Origin of the sequence: Spiroplasma sabaudiense Ar-1343 (genome assembly GCF_000565215.1) — a bacterium.
GTDB lineage: Bacteria > Bacillota_I > Bacilli_A > Mycoplasmatales > Mycoplasmataceae > Spiroplasma_B > Spiroplasma_B sabaudiense.
This window is the reverse complement of the sequence record NZ_CP006934.1, coordinates 374,376-400,531: the sequence shown is the minus strand read 5'-3', so window position 1 is coordinate 400,531 and position 26,156 is coordinate 374,376. Positions and strand designations below refer to the sequence as shown.

Sequence of the window (26,156 nt, the reverse complement as noted above, 5' to 3'; positions counted from 1 at the left end):
GTAATAAAATTTTACTTTGGGTAAAATCAATCACCGAAAAACCTCAGTTCAAATTTGACAACCTATAATCAAAGTGAAAGGAGGTGAAAAAATGGAAAAGGAAATGTTATTAGATTTTGAAGCAAGTTGATTAAAAGATAATAATTCTTACTATACTCTAAAAGAAATATTACAGCAGCCAAGCGTGTGAAATAAAATTACAGCTGACTTAAAATTAAAAGAAGAGGAAATTAAAAATTTTATAGACATTAACATTGAACCTGATACCAAAATTATTTTAACTGGAGCTGGAACTAGCGAGTTTGTTGGTAATTCAATATTTCAAAGTTTTTATCAAAGAGGATATAATATTGCATCGATTCCAACAACCGATTTAATTACAGGAACAACTAAATATTTTAAAAAAAATGAAAAATTGCTTTTGGTTTCATTTGCAAGATCAGGTAATTCTCCTGAATCTCTTGGAGCTTTTAATATCGTTAACAAATTGTGTTCTAATGTCAAAAATATTATTATTACTTGTAATGCTAAAGGAGAGTTAATCAAGAACTATTCCCAAAATTCAAATAATTTTCTTTGCTTACTTCCCCCCGAAGCTAATGATAAATCTTTTGCAATGACATCAAGCTTTACTGGAATGATGATGGCCTTTAGTTTAATTATGGATATTCAAAACATTGACAATAATATCATAGAAATTAACAATATGGCTTTGCAAACAGAAAAAAATATTAAAACTTTTTATCAAGAAATTAAAAAAATTGCTAAACAAAAAAATGACAGAATCGTTTTTTTAGGAGCGGACGAACTCAAAGGAATAAGTCAAGAATCTCATTTAAAAGTTTTGGAGTTAAGTGCTGGAGAAGTTAATACTTTCTTCAATTCGCCAATGGGATTTCGTCATGGCCCAAAATCAATTTTAAATAAAAATACCATTGTTTTTTTATTAATGAACCTTAGCGATTATCAAAGAAAATATGATATTGATTTAGTCAAGGAATTACACAATCAAAAACAAATTGATAAACTTGTTATTCTCGATTTTAAAAACGATATTTTTATAAAAGCCAATTGTGATCATTATTTCAATTTTAACATTCAAGATTGTGAACTTTTTGTAGGTTTGAATTATATAATTTTTGCTCAAATTTATGCATTTTATAAATCCCTATTTTTAAATAAAACCCCTGACAACCCCTGACCTTCTGGTTTAGTGAATCGTGTTGTTGAGGGCGTGACAATTTATGAATTGGAGGAGCAATAATGGATTGAATTTTATATACATTAGGAATTATTTTATCAATAATTTTGATTATAACTGGGATAATTTATTGAAAAAAAAGAAAACAAGAAAAAACAATTCATAACTTAAATGTGCGTGAAATGCACATTAGTAAAATTTTTGTAAAAAGCTTTACGGTGTGATTAGTCATATTTGCTCAATTTACAGGAATAGTGCTATTTATATTTTGTTTCACGATGCTTTTAGTTTAGAAAGGAATTATATGAAATTACAATTAGATAAAAAAACCAAACTTCAAAAAGACACTAATAAATCAAGTCAAATGTCGGTTGGAACTAATAGTAAATGAAAAAACTTTTGAAAAAAAACAATGGTCGGTTTGCAAAATTTAGGAAAATCTTTATTATTCCCTATTGCAGTTTTGCCTTTTGCCGCTCTTTTAAATCGTTTTGGGACTTTAGCAATTGATTTAAATCCCATTCAAGATGGTATCAAAAATGCTGGTTGATGAGTTGGTTATATTTTGCAAACACCAGGAAAATTAGTTTTTGATAATATCGCCCTACTTTTTGCAATCGGAACCGCCTTTGGACTTTCCAAAGATCAACGCGGTGAAGTTGCATTAATTGGAGCGGTCTTATATATTTCACTTACCGTTTTTTTAATGGAGGGTGGATTAACAGAATTATTTTATAAAAATGTAAACCAACTTGAAGTTTGAAAACTAGACGATGCGGGAAACTGAGTTAAAAATATTAGTTCAGGACTATCGCAATTATTTTATGTGCCAAATTTTTCTCAAATTGATATTTTAGGCGATGGTAATCGTACCCTAGAAGTTACTGGAGGTACTTATATATTAAATATTGGTGTGCTTGGAGGAATTATTGCTGGAGTGACTTCTGCTAAAATGTATAATCGTTTTTCTGAAATTAAACTCCCTGCCGCCTTATCATTTTTTGGGGGCCGCAGATTTGTACCAATGATCATTATGGCAATTTCACTACCAATTGCGTTTACTTTTGCAATCATTTGACCTTGAATTCAATTTGCTTTAGTAAAATTTGGCCAACTCCTTTCATCAAGTGATGCTTGAGCGATCCCTGGCTCGTTTTTATATGCTTTAATAAATAGATTTGCTCAACCATTTGGGGTTCATCACATTTTAAATACTTTTCTTTGATTTCAATTACCAATTGATGGAAATGTTGTAACAAGTCTCACAGGAAAAGTTGTATTAGGAGAAGATGTTTTCTCTTCTTGGGAAAAAATCTTTGTAAATGGTGCAATGACCCCAGATGCAATATCAATTTTAAATAACATTACCAATCATTGAGCGACAAGCGTTGTTTTTGGTGATGATCAAGCTAAGAACTTGCAGCTGTTTGAACAATTCTTTTCTTATAATCCAAATCTCATTGGGGCTTCGAATGGAACCATTTTCTCAATGGGTCAAGGTTTGTATGCTGTTATGGGCGATATCAATGCATTTCAAAAAGGATTAATATCTGGAAACTTCCAAACAGGTTTCTTTCCGTTGTATTGAGGGGGATTAACTGGAGCTAGTGTTGCAATGATTATGGCAGCAGATAAATCACGTCGCAAAGAATTAATTACCTTTTTTCTAGGAATCGGAATAGTTGCTGCATTAACTGGAATCGATGAGCCAATCTTCTTTACCTTTACATTTGTTGCTCCAATTCTTTGAGTATTCAACGCCATCTTTACAGCGACTTTTGCAGCTGTTGCTATTGCTATGCATATTCATGTTGGTTTTGGATTCTCTGGTGGATTAATTGACTACTTCATTTCATTTGCCAATGCTTGAGGTCAAAGCAAATGAGAAGGTGTTGTTAATGGTGGGGCTTATGGGGTTACTTCCAATCCACTATGATTATTAGTTCTAGCAGTGATAATGTTCCCTACTTACTATTTCTCATTTTATTTCACAATCAAAAAAATGGATTTACAAACTCCAGGTCGCGAACGTGAAGAAATGATTACAACTGATTTAAATATTAAAGAAGCTAAAGGTGATGATCGCTATGAAGTGATTGCTGACAACTTAATCGAAATTATTGGCGCAGAAAATATTTTGGCAATTGGCAATTGTTCAACACGTTTAAGATTAAATGTTAAAAATAACAAAGTTGGCACCACGGCCCAATATCGTCAAGCTGGGGCCAGCGGAGTTGTTAGGCTTGGTGATAATGGCTTACAAATTATAATTGGAACCGATGTTCAACATGTTGCTGATGCAGTTGAACGAAAAATTAAAATCAAGACTGTAGTACAAACACCAGATTTGGAGGACAAATAATATGAAAAAAATCTTAGCTTTTCTTGGCGCTGTTAGTTTAACCACTTCAGCTGCAACAATCGTAGTCTCATGTTCAACCCCAACTCGTTCACCTGAAAATGTTCATATTTTAGCTGAGACCTTTAATGCCGCGGTTTTGAAAGCGATCAGCGACAACCCTTTAGAAAAACCTGAAAATGGTTTATTTGAGACAACAATAATTAAAAATAATGTAATTAAAAATATGAAAGAACAAAAAATTAATCTTCATAAACTTGGTGTTTACTTTATTGATAAAGAAATAAATAGCAGCAATGAAGCTTTAAATGCTTTTGAATCAATTACTAAATTTGAATCAGCGCCTCTTGCAAGTCAAGAAGATCACCAAAAATATTTAAAAGAAAATAACTGATTTGAAAATGATATTTTGATTTATCTAGATTCAACTTTTATCAAAGCTTCTTTAGATAATCCAGAACGAATAACAGTTGGAATTCCTCGAATGATTGTTGTTAGAAATTCTGAAATGAATATTTTAATTAATAATAATTCTAGTTTAACTCAACAAGCTATTATCAACATTAAATCTTAGTTCTTGGAGAGGAGAAATAATTTGAAAACAAGTTTAAAAAAAGAATTATTAAAAGCTAGAGCAAACGGTTATGCAGTACCAGCATTTAATTTTGACAATTTAGAAATGGCTAAAGGAATTATTGAGGCCGCCGAAGAAACCCGCTCCCCTGTCATTCTTATGGTTACCGAATCAGCTGCTAAGTATATGGGTCTAGATTATGTCTTTGCACTTGGTAAGGTATTTGTACAATCAAGTCACATTCCTGTTGTCCTTCACTGAGATCATGGCTTTGATATTGAATTAATAAAAAAAGCTTGTGAAAATGAATTTACAAGTGTCATGCTAGATGCTTCAAAATCTTCTTTTGAAGACAATGTTAAAATGACCCAGGAAGTCGTTGGTTACGCCAAAAAATTTGGAGTGGAGGTAGAATCTGAAATTGGACATGTTGGTGGTAAAGAAGATGATCGTGAGTCAAATGAGAACGGCTTCACTGATTTAAATGAAGCTGTGGAATTCAATCACTTAACTAAAATTGATGCTTTAGCAATTGCTGTTGGTACAGCTCACGGAATTTACAGCGGTAAGATTGAACTTCAATTTGATTTAATAGAAAAAATTAATAAATCGATTGATACTCCTTTAGTTTTACACGGATCTAGTGGCGTACCATTAAAAGATTTGCAAAAAGCAATTAAGTCTGGTATTTGTAAAATAAACATTGGAACAGATTTAAAGCAGGCTAATGCATTTGCTTTGAAAAAGTGATTAATTGAAAATAATAATGGCTATGATGCTCGTAAATTTGGTCGTGCGGCAATTGAGGCTGTAAAGTTAGAAGCAATTAAAAAAATAATTGCGTTCGGTTCAGATGGTAAAGCTTAATAAATAGATAAAAAGTCTCAAATTCATTTTGAGATTTTTTATCTATTTATTAATTAATGTTTTATCTATAAAAAATTTCAAATTTCAAATTAATTAATAAAATTAAAAATAAAATTATTATAAAAATTAGTTTTCCGGTTATGTGTATTACCAATAAATTAATTGCATGAAATAGATTAAGGACAATTCAGTGTTTTTTAATCAGGGGTTCAATTTAAATTAAATTAAATAATTTAAATTGCTTCAAAAAAGTAATGTGTTTTTTTAAATTTTATTTTTTTGATCTCAAATTTTTTTAAATATTCTGAAAATATTTTTTAGAATTTATTAGCAGAATAATTACTATTTTATCAATATGCAATAATTTTTAATTATAAAAACAAAATTTCTCCATCTAATCTTTGTAGCATGGATATTTTCAAAATTTGATTTTAATTTAAAATAAATTTCTACTATAGCTGCTTTTTTAGTTTTGATGTGATAAAAGTTTTTAATAGAAGTTATATATTAAAATTATGTAATGAAAAATTTTTAGCATTATTGATTTTTATTTTTATTGAAAATTAGTTAGCAATATTAAGAAATTTAAATGTTATAAAAAGGAGAAAAAAATGAAAAAAATATTAAGTATTTTGGCAGCGCTGACACTTTCAACAACTTCAACCCTAATTGTTGTGGCTTGTGAAACCGAAGAAAATAAGTATGCTAAATTAAAAGATTTGACTGATGAAAATATTATTGAGTTTTTTGATGAGGTTGGGAAAGAATTTAGCTATCAAGGAGATTTTATTTTTCTAAATGACGGTGAAGTTTTAGAAAGTAATTACAATGATTTCTTGGAACCTTTAAATAATTTGTTACTAAGAACTATCAATAACAAAATGGGTGAAAAATTCAAAATGAAAGAAACAAATTATATCGCAAGAATGTTTTTAGATGTAAAAGAAGCTGTGAAAATTGAACCAATGAAAAAATATAAATTCAATGGGAAGATAAAATTTATAAATTTGGAAACAAACAAAGTAATTGAAATCAAAAATTTAACTTTTAATTTCGAGCAAACTAACAATATTGGAACAAGCGATATAAATGAAAAAATATTGAATGATTTTTTAGATTATAACTTTAATTATGCAAGCAACAACAAAGAATCTTTGACTTGAGCTAGATTTGATGCCTCTCCTATGGTTAAACCCATTATGGAAGGAAATTTAGAAGAATCTATTGAATACATAAAATATTATATGAATGGAAAATTAAAAGATAATAAGATTTATAAAGAATATCTTTTTGAGTCAACTGTAAAAAATATCGAAAGATATGACACAAGATATAATAAAGATCGAGAATTTGCAATTGTTGAAGCATCATTTAAATTCACAGATCCCAAAGTTAATAAAGTAATTAGCTCAAAATTTGCAATGTGCACATTCGAATTATTTTTATAACTAATATAGCAATAGTAATATTATAGAATCTAAATGTTATAAAAAGGAGAAAAAAATGAAAAAAATATTAAGTATTTTGGCAGCGCTAACGCTTTCAACAACTTCAACCCTAAGTGTTGTGGCTTGTGAAAGCGGAGAAAATAAGTATGCTAAATTAAAAGATTTGACTGATGAAAATGTTGTTGAGTTTTTTGATGAGTTTGGGAAAGAATTTAGCTATCAAGGAGATTTTATTTTCCTAAACGATGGTGAAGTGGTAATGGATAATAACCATGAATTCATTCACACGCTTGACAACTTATTTTTAAGAATTATTAATGATGAAATGAATAAAAAATTAAAAATGAAAGAAACAAATTATATTGCTAACGTTTTTATTGATGGAAGCAACGAAGATGAAATAAAACCGTTGCAAAAGTATGAATTCACCGGTAGTATGAAATTCATGAATTTGGAAACGGGAAACATTATTAAAATCCAAAATATAAAATTTGATTTTGAACAAACCAATAATATTGGTGTTAAAGACATTTTCCAAAAAGTCCTAAAAGATTTTTTAGATTATAGTTTTAACTACGCAAGTGACAACGATGAATCTTTGACTTGAGCTAGATTTGATGCCTTTCCTATGGTGAAACCCATTATGGAAGGTAATTTAGAAGAATGCATTGAATACATGGAATATTATATGAATCCAGTAACCTATAAGGGCTCAATTTACAAAGAATATAGTTTTAAAGCGACAGTTAATAGCATGAAAAGATATGATACGGGATATAATAAAAATCAAGAATTTGCGAAAGTGGAGGCCGAATTTCAATTCACAGATCCCAAAGTTAGTAAAATTATTAATTCTAATTTTGTAATGTGCACATCTGACCTATCAAAATAATTTTAGCAATCATATAAATTCAAATTTAATAAAAACCTTCTTAAAAATGAGTATCTAAAAATAAAATGGACAGTGAACTACTATTATAATTTTATTGAGAGATGATCTTTTTTATGGCTAGACAATGGACTAAAAATGATAAATTAAAAGTAATTGGATATGAAAAAAATAACATATAAATGGATACTATGAAAAATTTTAATATTACTTATTTTAGCTAGTTCAATAATTTACTTAAAATTAAATTTAAAATTTTTCAAATATTTTAAATTTAAAATGGATTAAAAAATCTCCAAGAAAATTTCATGGAGATTTTTTACTTTAGGTTAATATTTTTAAAATTATTCAATTTTCTAATTCTAAATGACTTTATTGTTTTTATTAAATTTTATTGAAAAAATAAAAGTTAAATTTTTAATTTTAATTATTTATTAAACTGTCAAATTGACTCTACATTATCAGTTCACGAAGAAGCAAATTTATAAGTATCTCTATTAAAATACAGTCCATTCATCTTTAAACCTGACATATCATTTGAAAATAATGTAAAATGCAGCATCGGTATTTCTCGGCCTCCGCTATAATAAGGGTCAAAATAAATACCACCTTTTTCATTAAACTTAATTGTAGTAATCGGAGTTAGTTTAAGAGCACTTGAGCGCCTTGCCATAACTGCTGTTAGTGATAAATTATCTCTGATTGCAGAAGCTTCTGGATTAGCTGCTCAAATATCATCAAAATAATCATCCGCCGGTATTTCCTGATTTTCATATTGATCTCAACCAGTTGGCTTATTCAAGTGATATTGGAGTGATGGGTTTGAGAATTGAGTATTTTCATCAAAATTAACTAATTTTTTAAATGTATAAAATGAATCGCTTCAAAACTGTTCTTCTAATTCCAAAGTGTTAGCTTTCAAAGTTTCTTGACGAACCATTATAGAAGTTGTTGGCAAGTCAAATTTATCATTTCCATATTCTAATTGTAAATTTGAAATTTCTGTCCTGAATAAAGCGATTGTTTTTTCATCTCTTTCCACGTTTGGTTTAAAGTTTGATTCTTGAGAGTCCATTGCTAATTTAATTTGTTTATATTGAGCACCATCGCTAAAATAATTTCAATTTAAAAAATAGAAATTGAAAACACTAGACATTTTTTCGTGTTTCCCTATTAATGTTCCAATACTTGGTAAACCAGATGGAGAGTATCTAACCAATAGAGATGTACTACTATAGTCAAGAAGTCCTTTTATAAACTCTTCTGATTTTCCCTCAACACCCGATAGAGCATCTCTGACTAATTTTCTCATCGGAAGATGCTGTGGCGCTGCATTAGCAGCATCTTGCTCGGATGATTCGGCCAGACTGAAAAGTGGTTGGATCTCACCCGCTGTACTGTCTACGGCTAACTTGTCGTTTGTCTCAATTGCTAAACTAGCATCTAATAAATTAATTCCTAAAGGACCAACTTTATTCATTATTTCGACCAGATTTGTTTTCACTTGACTTTTTATATTTTGATCTGAATTGATGGTGTTTGAAGTTTGTTTCAAATCACCCTTATCACTTTTAATTGTAAAACTACCCGACACTATTTCATCATTAAAATGATTTAAATACTCTGTCTTAATTTTATTAAACTCTTCTGCAACATCAACCTCTTTAAATATTGTGATTTTAGAATTAAAACGAATTGCTTCAAACGTGATAGCTCCAATTTTATCTTTAAAAGAAACATCACAAGTAATTTCAAAATCAATTATCACTGTTTTTGATTCTGGTTGTAATGCAAAATTTAGTTCACTTATTTCATAACCACTTTTAATTGGTGACTGGTTATTTACCAATAGTTGTTTGAAGTTAACATTCTCAACAATTGCGGTTTGAACTGCTTTGGTAATTGCATCTCAATTAATGAGGTTGCTAATGCTTGTTTTAACGCTTTCGTGTCGAGCGCTTGTTACATCATTAAAGTCAGCTAAATTTTCAGCAAATTCTATATAATTATGGTTAAACGCAGGGTTGTTTTCATCGATATAGAAAAAAGGATCAAAGTCACTTTTTAAATTACCTTGAAAAATTGAATTAACCAATTGCAACATTAGTTGTTTTTGTTTTTCAAAGTCTCATTCGTCAGTGGGTTTTTCGTTGTTTTTACCACAAGCAATTGTTGCAAGTGGTGTTGATACAGCAATTGATGAAACTGCTAAAATAGATAATAATTTTTTCATATTAATAACTCCTCCTATAAGTGTTATAGAATAATTATAGCATATTTATTAATTTATTAAACTTATAAGTTTATTATTAACAGTTTTTAAAAAATGGTAAATTATGAATATTCCTAAGGTCACGTTTTCACTAAGTTATTTTAATATTTTAGTAGCAATTATCATCTAGATTGTTTTAATTTATTTATCAAAAAAATATAATCAAGACTACTAAAAAAATGCACTAAATTATTTTGTCTAAATCAGATATTAAGTTTTCTTGGAGGGCCAAATTAGTGACCCACTAGTCCTGATAAAATTATAGCAACCTAGAAAATTGCTATAATTTAATTTGCAATAATATTTTCAGTTATTTTATACTATCAGACCCAATAAAAAACCGCTCGAAATTCTTACAAAGAAAATATTTTTAGAGTAAATTTTAATTAACATACTTAATAAAGGGTTATCTTTTAATAATTTAATGGGAGCAATTTCTAAGAGAGATTATGATAAACTTATAATTCATTAATACCGTGTCAATCCCTAGACTTCAATTAATTGAAAAAAATATGAAAAAATTTTCTAACAATATCAATTTCAAAGCAGGTAACTGGTTAATAATGCAGTGTATCAAAATTTTTTTGGCATATTAAAGATCCAATTGATGTATAACTATAAAGCTAAAGACTTAAACTTTGAAAAATTATTTAGCATTAAGTAAGAATATATTGAATTTTATAACTATGACAGACCTAACCTTAAACACAAAAAAATCCGTACAAATTTCGCGCGGATTTTTTTAGTGTCTATTAAAATTTAAATATTATAAATATTTAGACTCAATATTATTATTAAGACTTAAATTTTCACACCGAAGCGCCTTTAAGGTCATTAATAAAGCCGGTTCTAAGAATATTGAATCCATTCATCATTAAGCCCGACATATTTTTTGAGAAAAAATTATAGCTTATACTTGGCATAATAGTAATTGCAAATGCTGGATCTTCATGATTATAAAAATATACATCGCCGTTTTGATTAAATTTCATAAATTCTGGGAGGTTTCGTGGAGTCCCTCCCGATTGAGAACCATCTACTCATCTTCATATTTTCACTGTTATTTCGAGATTATCTTTCAAACTTTCAGCTTCAGGATTAGCGCTTCAAATTTCATTAAAATAGTCTTCGATTGGCAATTCTTGATTAACATATTGTTCTCAACCATCTGGTTTATTTAAATAGTATTGACCTTTGGGATTTGAAGAAGGACTACTTTCATTTAAATTTGTAATTTTTCTAAATGATTTTAATGAGTCACTAAAAAATTGTTTTTCTAATTCTTGAGTATTTGCTTTTTTAGTTTCTTGGCGAACCATTATAGATATTTCGGGTAAGTCGAACTTCTCTCCACTATATTCTAATTGTAAATCTAAAATTTCGGTTTTAAATAAAGCAATTGTTTTTTCGTCTCTATCCATATCTAACTTAAATTTAGAACCTTGAGATTCCATTGCTGTTCTAATCGGCAAATACTGTGCATAACTACTTAAATAATTGAAATTTAAAAAATAGCAATTAAATACATTAGACATATTCTCGTGTTTTTTAATTAAATCGTTAATATTATCTAAACCATAAGGGGGGGTTTTTATAAAAGCATCTTCTTGTTCTTCGCCCATACCCGATTTCAAAATGTTGTTTAAAAACTCTTCTTCTTTGCCTTCAACACCAAAAATGGTATCTCAATAAAGTCTTCGCAATTCAGGGATATAAGTACCATTTATATCTGATTCGCGAGAAGAAGAGAGAGAAGCTTGAGACGTCACTTCCCCAGCAGCACTATCGACTGCTGCGTTATCACTTGTTTTAATAGCTAAGTTATCTGTTAATAAAACAATATTTGAAGTTTGCGCTTGATCCATTATAATAGATAAGTTTTCTTGGACCTTATTTTTTATATTTAAATTTGATGCGATAGCCCCTGCAGTAGTTTTTAAATTACCAATATCACTTTCGATTGTAAAACTACCAGAGATTTGCTCATCGTTGAAATGATTTAAATATTCTGTTTTAATTTTGTTGAATTCTTCTGCGACATCAACTGCTTGAAACATAGCAATTTTTGAATTAAAACTAATTGTTTCAAAAATTGTCGAACCGTCTATGTCTCTAATCGAGACATCAGAAGTTATTTCAAAATTGATTAATACTGTTTTTGCAGCAGGTTGTAGTTCAAAATTGATTTTACTTACTTCAAAACCGTTTTTTAGTGGTGACTGATTGTCCACTAGTAACTGTTTAAAATTGACGTTCTCAACAACTCCGGTTTGCACCTCTTTTAAAATTGAATTTCAATTAATAATACTTTCAATACTTGCTTTAATGCTCTTATATCGAGCACTTGTAGTATCATTAAAATCTTCTAAATTTTCAGCAAATTCATTATATTTGTGATCGAAAGCTGAGTTTTCTTCATCAATATAGAAAAATGGGTCGAAATCTTTTTTCAGATTATTTTGAAAAATACCGCTTACTATATTTAACATTAGTTGTTTTTGACTAGCAAAGTCTCATTCGTCAGTGGGTTTTTCGTTGTTTTTACCACAAGCAATTGTTGCAAGTGGTGTTGATACAGCAATTGATGAAACTGCTAAAATAGATAATAATTTTTTCATATTAATAACTCCTCCTATAAGTGTTATAAAATAATTATAGCATATTTATTAATTTATTAAACTTATAAGTTTATTATTAACTGTTTTTAAAAAATGGTAAATTATGAATATTTCTAGAGTCATGTTTTCACTAAGTTATTTTAATATTTTAGTAGCAATTATCATCTAGCTTGTTTTAATTTATTTATCAAAAAAATACAATCAAGACCACTAAAAAAAGCACTAAATTATTTTGTCTAAATCAGATATTAAGTTTCTGGGAGGGACAAATTAGCGACCCACTATTTCTGATAAAATTATAGCAACCTAGATAATTGCTATAATTTAATTTGCAATAATATTTTCAGTTATTTAATTTTATACTATCAGACCCAATAAAAAACCGCTCAAAATTTTTACGAAAAAAATGTTTTTAGTGTAAATTTTAATTAACATACTTAATAAAGGATTATCTTTTAATAATTTAATGGTAGCAATTTCTAAGAGAGATTATGAAAAACTTATAATTAATTAATACCGTTTCAATTCCTAAACTTCAATTAATTGAAAAAAATGTGGAAAAAATTTTCTAGCAATATCAAAGCATGTAACTCGTTGATAATGTAGCGTATTGAAATTTTTTTGGCACATTAAAGATCGAATTGATGTATAACTATAAAGCTAAAGACTTAAACTTTGAAAATTATTTAGCATTGTGGAAAAATATATTGAATTCTATAACTATGACAGATCTAACCTTAAAAACAAAAAAATCCGTACAAATTTCGTGCGGATTTTTTTAGTGTCTATTAAAATAGACATATTATAAATATTTTTATTCAATATTATTATTAAGACTTAAATTTTCACACCGAAGGGTCAATAAAGTTATTTTTAAAGCCGGCTCTTGTTATAGAGAATCCGTTGGATAGAAAACCTGACATATTTTTCGAGAAAAAATTATATCTTAACTCTGGTAAGTTATAATTCTGTGAGTTTTCTCCGCTATGAAAATATACATCGCCGTTTTGATTAAATTTCATAAATGTTGGGTTGTTTTGTGGTGCCCCTGCATCATTTTGATAATTTCGTTGAAATATTTTCACTGTTATTTCGAGATTATCTTTCAAACTTTCAGCTTCAGGATTAGCGCTTCAAATTTCATTAAAATAGTCTTCGATTGGCAATTCTTGATTAATATATTGTTCTCAACCATCTGGTTTATTTAAATAGTATTGACCTGTGGGATTAGAAGAAGGACTACTTTCATTTAAATTTGTAATTTTTCTAAATGATTTTAATGAGTCACTAAAAAATTGTTTTTCTAATTCTTGAGTATTTGCTTTTTTAGTTTCTTGGCGAACTATTATAGATATTGCGGGTAAGTCGAACTTCTCTCCACTATATTCTAATTGTAAATCTAAAATTTCAGTTTTAAATAAAGCTATTGTTTTTTCGTCTCTATCCATATCTAACTTAAATTTAGAACCTTGAGATTCCATTGCTGTTCTAATCGGCAAATACTGTGCATAACCACTTAAATAATTGAAATTTAAAAAATAACAATTGAACACATTAGACATATTCTCGTGTTTTTTAATTAAATCGTTAATATTACTCAAAACAGAAGGTGGGTTTTTTATAAAACCATTTTCTTGTTCTTCGCCCATACCCGATTTCAAAATGTTGTTTAAAAGCTCTTCTTCTTTGCCTTCAACACCAAAAATGGCATCTCAATAAAGTCTTCGCAATTCAGGGGCAACAATACCATTTATATCTGATTCGCGAGAAGCAGAGAGAAAAGTTGAAGTTATTACTTCCCCAGCAGCACTATCAACTGCTGCGTTATCACTTGTTTTAATTGCTAAGTTATCTGTTAATAAAACAATATTTGAAGTTTGTGCTTGATCCATTATAATAGATAAGTTTTCTTGGACCTTATTTTTTATATCTAAACTTGATGAGATGGCCCCTGCAGTAGTTTTTAAATTACCAATATCACTTTCGATTGTAAAACTACCAGAGATTTCCTCATCATTGAAATGATTTAAATATTCTGTTTTAATTTTATTGAATTCTTCTGCGACATCAACTGCTTGAAACATAGCAATTTTTGAATTAAAATTAATGGTTTCAAAAATTGTTGAACCGTCTTTGTCTCTAATCGAGACATCAGAAGTTATTTCAAAATTGATTAATACTGTTTTTGCAGCAGGTTGAAGTTCAAAATTGATTTTACTTACTTCAAAACCGTTTTTTAGTGGTGACTGATTGTCCACTAACAACTGTTTAAAGTTAACGTTATCAACAACTCCAGTTTGCACATCTTTTAAAATTGTATTTCAATTAATAATATTTTCAATACTTGCTTTGATGCTCTTATATCGAGCACTTGTAGTATCATTAAAATCTTCTAAATTTTCAGCAAATTCATTATATTTGTGATCGAAAGCTGAACTTTCTTCATCTATATAGAAAAATGGGTCGAAATCTTTTTTCAGGTTATTTTGAAAAATACCGCTCACTATATTTAACATTAATATTTTTTGACTATCAAAGTCTCATTCGTCAGTGGGGTTTTCGCTGTTTTTTCCACAGGCAATTGTTGCAAGTGGTGTTGATACAGCAATTGATGAAACTGCTAAAATAGATAATACTTTTTTCATATTAATAACTCCTCCTATAAGTGTCATAAAATAATTATATATTGAACTTTTTATAAAACACTGATAAATGTAGATTTTAATAAAAATTTAATAATTTAGTCAATGATAAATTTTCAGTAATTTTTCCAAAAAAAACACATTTTTCTGTTTAAATATTATTGTAAACTTATATGTTTACAATAATATTTAAGATATTAAAAATAGAAAGTTCCAAAGGAATATAAAAATGATGAAAGTTATTATATCTAGTTTAGCCACTTTATTTATTAGTGCAACTGGAATAAATCAAGTAACAACTATAAATAATTATCTTAACCCTATTGAAAATAAGTCGATCTCTCAAAAAATTAGCGAGTTGGATATGGAAGACGAAAATGTTTGAGATGATCTAAAATCTCTGACAAAATTACAAATAAATGAAGATTTCCAAGATAGCAGCGATGACTTTAGTTACTTAAAAAGTCGATCTCTTGATGAAGTAAGTAATTTCGCCTTTGATATGAGTGATGATTTAATCGACCAAATAGAAGACTTGGGTTTAAGAAGTAATGAAAATGCAGAGCTTTTTGATTTTGCAATTGAGCAAAACGCTAATTATACTAATGAGTTTCAAGAAATTGCTGATGAAGAAATAGCCAAATGATATGAAAATATGATAAATCCACAAAGAGTAACCCCTAAATTAAATGATTCGCGAATATTTTGCATTGATCCTGAAACAGGATGAAACTGATGTGTTGATGGGGATCCTGAACCAAAACCAACTCCTCCCCCAACTGGTTACACTGAAAAAGATGTCAAGGCCACTAAAGATTTTTACAGGTTTTTAATTGAACTAAATGTTGCTAATTTAGCAATCACCCCCTTGGCAATAGTAGCATCTGTTGCCTCAGTTGTTTATTGAGGTTCAGCTTGATTTTTTGGAATTAGTATTCCTTGAGCAGTTGCTTGCTCGGTTTTGGCAGTTGGCCTATCAATAACTTCAATTGCTCTAACATTTGCAACCTTACCCTATGATGTAAATGATTATCGACCAGTTGATAAGATTTACTTTGCCGCGGCAATAATCGCAATTGTTTTAAATATAATTGCAATTGTTGAACTAGCATGCGTTGCCTTAGGAATAACCATTGCTACAACCACCTGAGCATTTCCAGCTGGTGTTTTTGTGGCTGATATGATAGTGCTTTTAATAAGTTATTTTGATTTATTTAACGCTTTTAAAGTTTAAGTTAATTAACAATTTATTAATTTTAAAATAATAAAAATCATAAAATAAAAATTCAGTCTTTGAAAAAACCATTTTTGGTTTTGAATGATTGTTTTTTTTATTATAAGAAAAAGTTTAACTTTATTAATTTAAATAATTGTTGCTAACAAAATAATAAATATATAAAATTATCCAAATATTTTCAAAAGTTACTGATTATAAAAATAATTGTAGTCTTTGTTTTTTTCGTCTTTTATTACTATAGAAAATATGAAAATTATTATTTAATATGTTGCTATATTTTCGTTCTGAGTTAGTATATTCGTAGAGTTCTGATGACTCATAAAAAGGAGTAAAAAATGAAAAAATTATTAGTATTTTTAGCAACTTTCACTATAACAACAAGTAGTACGGCAACTTTAGTTTCGTGTGGTAATATTAAAAATACAAACAAGAACCCTATTGAAGAACTAGTACACAACTGAAGCGAACTAGTAAAATTAGGTGAGAAATCCACTAAGGAAATAGTTGAAACTTTTAAAGACAGCGATTCTAAAGAGAAAGAGGTTTTTTTTAGAATCGCTAAAAATAATAAAAATTTTCAATTTTTCTTAATAAAAAGAGCTCAAATTTATTTTCAATTATTTCAATTTTGAAAATTTCATCCTGATTTATTTTTTAAAAAAATTCCAATCTATCCTATTGTTTTAATTGAAGATTTTGAAGATAAAATTTATAAATGAGAAATCTGAAATGTAAATGAAGTTGCAAATGAAAATACAATTAAAATTATTACCGATATTTTTATAGACGCTTTAAACTTTGACATTGAAAATGATTAATAGAATTATAAAAAGTACTTCTGATTTTTAAAAGTAATGAATTTTGGACTATCTGTGGTTTATACTAATTAAAAGGTGGTATATGAGATGTTAAAAATAAATAACGATGAAATCAAAATAATTATTAGTGATTTTGATGGGACGCTTCGCGCAGATAAGAATAAGGCTATAAATTATGAAGATGTTGAAGAAATTAAAAAGGCTATGAGTGACGGGGCTAGATTTGTAATTAATACTGGAAACGTTCCCTTTGAAATGATTGAGACAGTTGAAATGATTGCGCCCATTTCAGAAGATAATAAATATATTATTTGCTGTAATGGTAATGCTATTAAAAATTATTATACAAATCAAGTGAAAGTTGAAACATTCTTTGACAATAAAACAACTAAAAAAATTATTGATAAAATAAAACTGATGGATTTAGATTACGATATTACTTCATTTGATTTAGATAAAATTTACTACTCAAATTTAGAAATCATGAATCAGATGATCGCAATGGGATTGAGTAAGTTTGATAAACTTAATCGACTTCCAGTTAGCGATGAAATTGTTAATGAAATTCAAAAATGTCCAAAAATAACCCTAAAAAATATTAAACCAGAAGATAAGGAAAATTTAATTAAAATAATTGAAAATGATTTTCATGATATTGAATTGTATGCAACTTGATTCACATCAGATGGTGTTGATTTAGGAATTGCTGGACCAAATAAATTTCAAGGAATAATCTCTTTATTAGAAATAATCAATAAGGAGAACGGTTCAGATATCAAACTTGATAATATAATTTATTTTGGAGATCAACACAATGATCTAGAAGTTTTCAAAAACTTAAAATACGCCATAGCTGTTGGTAACGCAACAGAGGAAATTAAAAAATTGGCATATGATATTACAGATACCGCTGAAAACTCAGGTGTTGCAAAATATTTGCAAAAAATTTCACAATAAAATTTTTAATTGTTAAAATGTTTATTAATTAAACAAAAAAACTTCTTCGCTTTAAATAAAGCGAAGAAGTTTTTAATTGCTATAATTATGCTGTATAAATTTAAATAAATAAATTTGATGCTTATTATCTTTTTTTCTTATCTGGAACTCCACGAATCATTTTCATTGCTTGGTTCATGTCGCGATATTTTTGTTCTTGAGCAATTCCTTCTTCTCAAATTGGGTTTATAGTTTCTTGATCTTTTCAATCTTGGTTGGCCTTTTTAATTATTGACTGTGGATTAACCCCTTGCTCAATTTTTAAAGCTTTTTCTACAGTCAAGAATGGGTCGACCGGTCTAAAACCTTTTTCGGTTAAACTTGAAATTTGCATACGAATTTGTGAACTTGCAGTTTTACCATCTTTGAAATCTATTTGTCATTGAATTGGAAAATATTTAGAATAGCGGGTTGGCTCTTTTGTAATTCAGTAAATCGCATTAGCTAATTTTTCAAATCCTTTTTCACCTTTGTAAAAGTTAGTTGAATCCAAAATTTTGGGATCTCCATTTTCAAATTCATATTTAGAAATATGAATTTCATAAATTTTTGTAGCCCACTCTTCTTCAGGGATTAGGTAAAAATTAGTAAATAGTGTTGAATTAAAAATATGATTGTCTTCATAAAATAATGAAAAATTGAATCGGTCAACAGATGTGGTATCAATAACAACAGAAAAATTAGAAGTATCAACTACTTTAGAAATTCATTTCATCACTGACTGAACATACTTGAGAACAAACTTTAATTTTATACTTGAAAAAATTAGAGTTTTTCAACGAGTAAAGTTAAAATCGTATTCTGAATCTTTACGATTTGCAGCGATATTGGTGTTCAAGTTAGCTTTAATAAAATCATTAACTTTTAAGTTGATCATTTCTTTTTTCATAAACATTACCTCTTTAATCTTTATAAATTATAGCATATTTTAATAAAATTTCCAACTCTCCTCCTGCTCAAATTAAGCTATACATTATATATTAATTTTAAATCATAAAGTCTTTTTGTTTGAATAAGTGATTATTTAAGAAAGCCAATCCTATCCCTACTCCTGCTGTAATGAATGGAGTAATGATTAGAAAAATTAAATTATCTAAATTTTGTTTAAATAACTTTATTTCCAAAACTGAGTTTGGTCTATTAATTGTAATGGCTTCTTTCACCTCACTATTTGAAAATTCTAGCGGTGAGGGCAGAAGTGATTGTATTGAAAAATATTTGACCGCATACATTCACTTTTGCAAACCTTCAGGAATTGCCGCGGCAATAAAATTAATAATTCATGTTACTAACATAAAACCAATTATTAATCCCATAATAATTAAACCAATTGTTGAGTGATCTAAAAATACTATTGCCAGAGTTGTGAAGATGGCAATTATCATAAATATGAATAAAAGAAATTGCAATGCATACATAAAAACTCAGCCAATATATAAATTAGCATCATATGCTGCTGCACTAAAGCCAACAATAACAATGAATGAAGGCGCAAATATTATCAAAGTAGAAATAAATACAAAACTGAATTTAGATATAAAAATTTGAGTTCTTGATAATGTTAGAGTAGTTCAAATGCTTATTTGACCTCTGGCAACTTCCTTGCTAAAGGTAGTATTAATCAGAGCAACTACTACGATTGCAAAAAATATTACCCCCGCTGGACCAAATAAAGCAAAGTTTAGCATTTCCCCCACTGCGGATAGATTGCCTCTTGCCATACCAGTTTGACCATCAGGGTATGTAAATTTAGAAACTAAAGATGCATTGCTAATAAAAGTGTGTCCAAAATCAATTCTTGAATCAAAATTAACAGTTGACATTAACTGTCCAAGGGTCGCTAGAAACCACATCACTATAAAAAAAGTTAATATTTTTCAGTGAATTTTTATATGAGCTAAAATTATCTTTATATTTTCGTTAGAATTAATTTGCATTTTGTTCCTCCTTTTTTCATTATTAATTCTTTAATAATTTTAACACATTAAACACTTTTAAGTTTATTTTATATTATCAGGATTTAAAACAAATTTTAAATTGGAAAACAGTGGAATATTCAAATTGATTATAAAGTGTTTTTATAATCTTATCCGTGTTAAAATATTTTCATAAATAAGTTTAAAAACTAAAGAAAGGGATATCAAATGTTGGAAATTAAAAATCTCTCAAAAAATTATGGAGATAAAGTCGGTAACTTTGACATTAATATGTTAATTGAAGATGGCGAGGTTTATGGTATCATTGGTCCAAATGGCGCTGGTAAAACGACATTAATCAGACAAATTCTAGGTTCAATTAAGTCAAGTTCAGGAAGCATTATTATTAATGGAATTGATCCCCAAAAAGATTCGAAAGCCATTATGGAATTTACTGGTTATGTTGCTGGTGAAATTAGCTTATATGAAAATATGACTGGGATTCAATTCCTAAAATTGATTGCTTCATTGAAAAAGGGTTCGCAATGAGATTTTGTTGAGAAATTGATTAACCACTTCGATTTGGATGCTAGTAGAAAAATTAAAAAAATGTCAAAAGGAATGAAGCAGAAGATCGCTCTAATTGCCGCTACAATGAATAAGCCAAAATTTTTAGTTTTAGACGAGCCCACTTCAGGACTGGACCCAATTATGCAAGAACAATTTAATCAACTAATTTTAAAACTAAGAAAAGATTCAAATACAACTATTATTATTTGTTCACATATTTTTGAAGAAGTTGCCAAACTTTGCTCAAAAGTTGGCTTTATCAAAGATGGCAAGTTAATTGAAGAATTTAAAATTGAGAATAATGATATCGAAATAATTAATGAGCGTTTCAAAAAATTGTATGTTAAAGAGCAGTTTTTATAGAAAATTAGAAGAACTAGAATTATTATTTCTTAAATCTCCCTTCTATCTCAATGATAAAAAGACTTACACAACAAAGTGAAGTCTTTTTTTATTTTTATAGTTTTAGGATATAAAAAATTTAGTTACGATCATTAAATAATGCCAATTATGGAATGGTATCAGCAAAAGAAAATTAATAAAAATCGAGTTTTGAAACTAACTTTTTGGAAATTAAGTAATTTTCTTTTTAACACACATAAGTTGTTTTTATTATAAATAAATATATAATAAAAACAGTATTACATAATAATACTAGAAGGAGAATATAAATGAAAAAATTACTGACTTTTTTTGCAACAACAGCTCTAACAGTGACAGCTCCATTAAGTGTTATTGCTTGTAAAAAAGATTCTAACAAAAATAATCCTGGTGATTATGACTTCGAAACAAATAAAAATGATTTCATTAATCTTGTCACTACAATTTTTAATGCTAATTTTTCAAAATATATGGAACAAATTAGATTTATTTATGAAAACGAATCACCTTTTGATAACAAGTTAAATGTTGATTATTTAAAAAATAATAATAATGAAATTAATTCAGGTAAAGGAACAGCCTTTGAATTTGTTAAAACTGAAATTAGCAAAGTAATTAAATGATCTGATGTTTTAGTTGAAATAAATAAAAACGTTGTCCAAAATATTAACTACAAAAATTTGATAATACCTGGAGAAAATCCTCTAGTGAGTGGTTTTCAAATTGATAATTTAATCATATCTGGAGAGTCATCAGAAATTTCAATAATTGATATTAACTTTAGTAGTACAATTACTTTTCAGGGTAAAAATGGTGACAAAGAATTTCATGATATCTCATATAAATCTCAAATCAATTTAATAAGTAGTTTTGATATTGCAGGAGAACTAAATGAAATAAGTGATAATGTTAAAAATTTATTGAGTGAAAAGGAACTTGCCAATAGCTTTATTGTCGAGAGCAACAAAGGAAATGCTAGCTCTATTTCAAAAGATATAATTAGTAGCAATGGGGAAGTTTTTAAATCTGTTAATAAGACTTTAAATTCAGTTACCATTGCAAATCCAGATTTTAAAATTGACTTTGGTGAAATGGGGTTAAGTTTCAATTCAAATAATTTAGCGATCGGGTCAACTAAATACTCTAATTTGTGAAATGCTTGGACTTCGGGACAATCAGGAAGTGATTTTCAAATAAAATTTAGAGATGAAATTAAAAAATTTAATTTGGGAGAAGACGCAGATTTAGAATTTTTAGTAGATGCATTAACTACTAATGAATCTAATCAAATAGCAACCAGAACTGAATCTCAAAATGTTAAAAGTAAAGTTGAATTATTTAGCAATATGTCAGTTCAAATTAATTTATTCAATGTGGAAGAAAACCTAATGAGTAACTATACTTTCAAAACTCAATTAGACAATAGCTCACCGAACTTTGAATTTAATGTCCTAAAAGACTCAAGACTTATTTCCTTGTTTGGAATTGATATAACTGATTTAAAAATAAAATATAAAAATGATTCTTTGGAATTAGCAGATAACTTTATTGCTGTTCGCCAATTAACTGAAGAAAAAGATACAATGACACTATACAAAAAATTTATAAAGGATGTATTGTTTTATCAAGCTTACATTATAAACCAAGGTCCAGGATCAGAAATAGATTCGTATACTAAACGTGTATTTAATCGCCCAAGTTACTGAAAAAATAATGTTCACATTAATCAAATACTTGATTTTGCTGATTATAGCGAAGATCTTTGGGATGCTGCCAATGAGGACGCAAAAAAAATAAAGGAATACTGAGAATTTACAAATTATTTTATTGGACAAGGTAATACTTCTGGAAGTTTTTTTGCGCAAACAATGTTTATTGATGAAAGAGGTAATTTTTGACTCTCACATATTGCCGATGGCTCAGCGTTTAAAATTGGAGTATCGGTACAAAATATGTTATTTAGTACATTTTTATTTTCAAACGGTGTTAAAGATCGTAATATTACATCTGCTGGTTTTGGAATGCAATGAACTAATGATCAAATCAAATTTGGATCAGATATTAATATGAAAGTAATCTAAGAAACTACGAATTCCACTATAATATTGTAAAATAAATTATAAATTAATAAATTTATGAACATCTAAAGCAGATTAAATATTTGGAGGTAACTCTTTTTATTTAAAAAATGCGCTATGATGTTCTTTTTTTTGGCACTAAGTTGTCAAAAAAATATTAGTGCAAAATTTTAAAGTTATCCTTCCCAAACACCCTAATTTTTATAAGTATAAACTATAGATAGTTAATGAACAATTTAATTCATTTTTCAAATTACTATCAAGGAAATCTTATTTTAAATTTAATAAAAATTGGTCACCACAATATTGTGAAAAATTACTTGAATCTCATTAAATTTCGATAAAAAAACTATTTAATTCCTTAAATAGTTTTTTTCATTAAGTTTTAACTACTCTGCTGCAGAACTTAATCGCTCTACAAAATTAATATTTGGCATTGCACGTAGATTAGTGACAATTTGATTTAAGTGATTATTATCTTTAACTTTAACTAAAAATTTACCCTTCACTTGGAGCTCAGCATCAGAAACCTGGACACTAGCATCGTATACTGAAGACTTTAAATGCGAAAATGTCTTTGTAATATCAAATAATAAGTTGGGGCGATCATCACCTTTGATTTGGATTTGTACAAAATATTCTTTAGTTTCAACAACATCTTTATTTCAAATAACTTTTATTAAGCGGCTGCGCATTTTTTCATTTTGAATATTTTGACATCCCGTATGGTGAACTTTAATACCATCATTTTTAGAGACATATCCAATAATATCTTCAAAAGGAATTGGCAAACAGCAGTTAGAAATTGTTGTTTGGATATTTTCGATTCCAGCAACAATGATGTCATTTTTAAGTCTTTTGTCAATATATTTTTTACTTCTAAATTGATTTAAAAACTGATCGTTTTGGTTGATATCATTGTCAACAAAAACTAGTTCAACCGCCTCTTTAATTGTAAAGTCTTTGTTTGCAACCGCCAGCAAGAAAACATCAACGCTATTATAGTCTAATACTTTTAACTTTTCTGTAATTTGCTCTTCACTATTTACTTTTCACTTTAGATTGTTTTTCTCAATATATTTATTAATTTCGATTCTTGTTTCAGTTATTAATTTTAAAGTATTGAGTTTTTTAGACTTTGTTTCATTTTCGTTTTTAGCAGCTAAAAATTTACGAATTTTACTACGAGCAGCATTAGTTTTAGCATGTTTTAACCAATTGTCATTTGGTTGTTGTTTGCTGCTGGTCTTAATTTCAATAACTTCACCTGAATTTAGGATTGTGTTAATTGGTGAGAAGACCCCGTTAATTTTTGCCCCTGTTGTATGTTCTCCAACTTCAGAGTGGATTCGATAGGCAAAATCAAGAACCGTTGATCCAAATGGTAATGTAATCACCTGTCCGTTTGGGGTCAATACATAAACCGATGAGGTAAAGAAGTCCGATTGAATAGTTTTTTCCAAAAATTTATCTTTATCATATTCATCGGTTTGGTTTTCAAATTCTACACCACTACTTGATAACTTCTCTAAGTCTATAATTCTAGTAAAAATATCAATTTTTTCGTCAAGTTCTTTTTGCTTTTGTTGAACATCAATAATTTCATCTTCTTTGTAACGTCAGTGGGCCGCAGCTCCTGATTCGGCAACCAGATCCATTTCAAAAGTTCGAATCTGAATTTCAAAGATAACTCCGTTTTTATCTGAAACTGTTGTATGTAAACTACGGTAAAGATTATTCTTTGGTGTGGCAATGTAGTCTTTAAAACGTCCTGAAAGTGGTGTGAAAATTTGGTGAACAATTCCCAAAATTTGGTAACACTCATCCACACTGTCTGTAATTATTCGAACCGCTAATAGGTCATTAATATCATTGAAGTTTTTTCCAAAAAGCGTCATTTTACGATAGATAGAATAAATTGTCTTAGTTCGACCAAAGATTTCAATATTTTGCAATCCCTTTTCATCATGCAAAACAACTGATAAATAGTCAATAATTGCATCAATTGTTTGAGAACGTTCTTTTAAATCGCGTTCCAAAAGTAAAGAAATCCGATTATATTCCTCGGGATTAATTATTTTAAAACTTAAATCTTCTAGTAAAGTTTTGGCAACTTTCATTCCAATACGATGAGCAATTGATGAATAAATTTCTAAAGTCTCACTTGCAATGACTTGTTGTTTTTCTAATGGCAGATTTGTTAAAGTCGCCATATTGTGAAGACGGTCAGCAATTTTGATAATAATCACTCTGATATCTTTTACCATTGATAGGTATAATTTTTTTAAATATTTAGCTTTAATTTGTTGGCGCTTTTCTTTTGAAAAATAAGTTACCTTAGTTACAGCTTCAACCAGGTCAGCAACCTCAGTGCCAAAGCGTTTTTCAATTTCTTCATATGTTATTGGGGTATCTTCGATGATATCGTGTAACAAACCTGCAATTACTGTCTTAGGTCCCATTCGTCACTGTGCTAAAAAATAAGCGGTTGAAATTGGGTGAATAATATATGGGTCCCCATTGCGGCGTTTTTGGCCCCGATGGGCTTTTTCAGCAAATTCATAAGCTTCACGAACTTCAGCTAATAATTCCGGTTTGAAAATATATTTTCGCATTTCCAAATCAACTGTATCATAGTCTCAAACTTCAACAAAATTAAAACTACTAACTGCACGTTCACGACTCATATGGACTTCCTTTAACTCTATTTATTAATTATAACAATAAAACTGATTTTGTTCAAAAAACAATAAAAATACCCAAAACTGGGTATTTTCTAATATTCTAACAGACTTTCTAAATTATAATTTTTGAAAATATCAGCACTGTGTAAAAATTTTAAGTCAGCTAAGAACAAAATTTTTTTAACTTCAGCTCCCTGGCTCTCAATTAATTTAATAATTCCTTCTGTGGTTCCCCCGGTTGCTAAAACATCATCAATTATAGCAACGCGATCTTTGGGTTTTAAATCCCCTTCGTGAATTTGTAATTCCCCAGCACCATATTCTAAAGAATAATTTGTTTGAACGGTTTTACGAGGTAACTTTCCTGGTTTACGAATTAATACTAGCCTTTTATTAGTTGCAAAAGCAATTGGAGCTGCAAAGAGAAAGCCTCTAGCTTCTGGTGCAACGATAACATCAATCTCTGATTCCAAGATTTTTTGAGCCATTGCCTGGATTGCAAATTTAAAAGCATTAGCATCATTTAATAACGGAGTTATGTCTTTAAAGATAACTCCTGGTTTGGGAAAATCATTAACGTCTGTAATATAATTTTTTAAATTCAAA

Annotated in this window: 19 protein-coding genes; 12 read left to right on the top strand and 7 right to left on the bottom strand. The window is 28.5% G+C overall.

Annotation, left to right across the window (positions count from 1 at the left end):
- Positions 1–91: 91 nt before the first annotated feature.
- The 7 genes from SSABA_RS01870 (at position 92) to SSABA_RS01835 (ending at position 7,341) form a co-directional block, all read left to right on the top strand.
- A complete protein-coding gene (locus tag SSABA_RS01870; protein ID WP_051464684.1) occupies positions 92–1,264 on the top strand; it encodes an SIS domain-containing protein in 1,173 nt (390 codons plus the stop codon).
- The gene (locus tag SSABA_RS01865; RefSeq protein WP_025250901.1) at positions 1,264–1,494 is read left to right on the top strand and encodes a hypothetical protein; all 231 of its coding nucleotides are present in this window, start codon (positions 1,264–1,266) and stop codon (positions 1,492–1,494) included. Before SSABA_RS01870 ends, SSABA_RS01865 begins: the two co-directional genes overlap by 1 nt.
- A gap of 11 nt (positions 1,495–1,505) precedes the next feature.
- Positions 1,506–3,563 (top strand): PTS transporter subunit EIIC, encoded by a 2,058-nt coding sequence (locus SSABA_RS04955; RefSeq protein WP_025250900.1) that lies wholly within the window; start codon positions 1,506–1,508, stop codon positions 3,561–3,563.
- Position 3,564: 1 nt separating this feature from the next.
- Positions 3,565–4,134, top strand: a complete 570-nt coding sequence (locus tag SSABA_RS01850; RefSeq protein WP_025250899.1) for a lipoprotein — start codon at positions 3,565–3,567, stop codon at positions 4,132–4,134.
- 21 nt (positions 4,135–4,155) lie between these two features.
- Positions 4,156–5,001: a class II fructose-bisphosphate aldolase gene (locus SSABA_RS01845; protein ID WP_025250898.1), complete on the top strand. Its 846-nt coding sequence runs from the start codon at positions 4,156–4,158 to the stop codon at positions 4,999–5,001.
- A gap of 611 nt (positions 5,002–5,612) precedes the next feature.
- Positions 5,613–6,449 (top strand): lipoprotein, encoded by an 837-nt coding sequence (locus tag SSABA_RS01840; protein WP_025250897.1) that lies wholly within the window; start codon positions 5,613–5,615, stop codon positions 6,447–6,449.
- Between the two features lie 55 nt (positions 6,450–6,504).
- On the top strand, positions 6,505–7,341 hold the full coding sequence (locus SSABA_RS01835; protein ID WP_025250896.1) for a lipoprotein: 837 nt from the start codon (positions 6,505–6,507) through the stop codon (positions 7,339–7,341).
- Between the two features lie 424 nt (positions 7,342–7,765).
- Here SSABA_RS01835 and SSABA_RS01830 read toward each other — a convergent pair whose 3' ends face one another.
- The 3 genes from SSABA_RS01830 to SSABA_RS01820 form a co-directional block, all read right to left on the bottom strand.
- The gene (locus SSABA_RS01830; RefSeq protein ID WP_025250895.1) at positions 7,766–9,571 is read right to left on the bottom strand and encodes a hypothetical protein; all 1,806 of its coding nucleotides are present in this window, start codon (positions 9,569–9,571) and stop codon (positions 7,766–7,768) included.
- A gap of 833 nt (positions 9,572–10,404) precedes the next feature.
- Entirely contained in the window at positions 10,405–12,228 is a 1,824-nt protein-coding gene (locus tag SSABA_RS01825; protein ID WP_025250894.1) for a hypothetical protein, read from the bottom strand.
- An 830-nt stretch (positions 12,229–13,058) separates the two neighbouring features.
- Entirely contained in the window at positions 13,059–14,873 is a 1,815-nt protein-coding gene (locus SSABA_RS01820) for a hypothetical protein (protein WP_025250893.1), read from the bottom strand.
- Positions 14,874–15,099: 226 nt separating this feature from the next.
- Here SSABA_RS01820 and SSABA_RS01815 point away from each other — a divergent pair, with 226 nt between their 5' ends.
- From SSABA_RS01815 to SSABA_RS01805, 3 genes are all read left to right on the top strand, one after another.
- A complete protein-coding gene (locus SSABA_RS01815) occupies positions 15,100–16,104 on the top strand; it encodes a hypothetical protein (RefSeq protein ID WP_025250892.1) in 1,005 nt (334 codons plus the stop codon).
- A 338-nt stretch (positions 16,105–16,442) separates the two neighbouring features.
- Complete coding sequence (locus SSABA_RS01810) at positions 16,443–16,925, top strand: lipoprotein (protein ID WP_025250891.1); 483 nt, start codon at positions 16,443–16,445, stop codon at positions 16,923–16,925.
- 87 nt (positions 16,926–17,012) lie between these two features.
- Complete coding sequence (locus SSABA_RS01805) at positions 17,013–17,882, top strand: HAD hydrolase family protein (RefSeq protein WP_025250890.1); 870 nt, start codon at positions 17,013–17,015, stop codon at positions 17,880–17,882.
- 124 nt (positions 17,883–18,006) lie between these two features.
- Here the strand turns inward: SSABA_RS01805 and SSABA_RS01800 are convergent, their stop codons facing one another.
- Together SSABA_RS01800 and SSABA_RS01795 are read right to left on the bottom strand one after the other, a co-directional pair.
- On the bottom strand, positions 18,007–18,810 hold the full coding sequence (locus SSABA_RS01800; RefSeq protein WP_025250889.1) for a hypothetical protein: 804 nt from the start codon (positions 18,808–18,810) through the stop codon (positions 18,007–18,009).
- A 97-nt stretch (positions 18,811–18,907) separates the two neighbouring features.
- Positions 18,908–19,858, bottom strand: a complete 951-nt coding sequence (locus SSABA_RS01795) for a hypothetical protein (protein ID WP_025250888.1) — start codon at positions 19,856–19,858, stop codon at positions 18,908–18,910.
- A gap of 207 nt (positions 19,859–20,065) precedes the next feature.
- Between SSABA_RS01795 and SSABA_RS01790 the strand changes: the two genes are divergently transcribed.
- A complete protein-coding gene (locus SSABA_RS01790) occupies positions 20,066–20,770 on the top strand; it encodes an ABC transporter ATP-binding protein (protein ID WP_025250887.1) in 705 nt (234 codons plus the stop codon).
- 308 nt (positions 20,771–21,078) lie between these two features.
- Positions 21,079–22,869, top strand: a complete 1,791-nt coding sequence (locus tag SSABA_RS01785; RefSeq protein ID WP_025250886.1) for a hypothetical protein — start codon at positions 21,079–21,081, stop codon at positions 22,867–22,869.
- Between the two features lie 386 nt (positions 22,870–23,255).
- On the opposite strand, the gene SSABA_RS01780 is transcribed toward SSABA_RS01785, so the two are convergent.
- Positions 23,256–25,553: a RelA/SpoT family protein gene (locus tag SSABA_RS01780; RefSeq protein ID WP_025250885.1), complete on the bottom strand. Its 2,298-nt coding sequence runs from the start codon at positions 25,551–25,553 to the stop codon at positions 23,256–23,258.
- Between the two features lie 89 nt (positions 25,554–25,642).
- Positions 25,643–26,155 (bottom strand): adenine phosphoribosyltransferase, encoded by a 513-nt coding sequence (locus SSABA_RS01775; RefSeq protein WP_025250884.1) that lies wholly within the window; start codon positions 26,153–26,155, stop codon positions 25,643–25,645.
- Position 26,156: the final 1 nt, after the last annotated feature.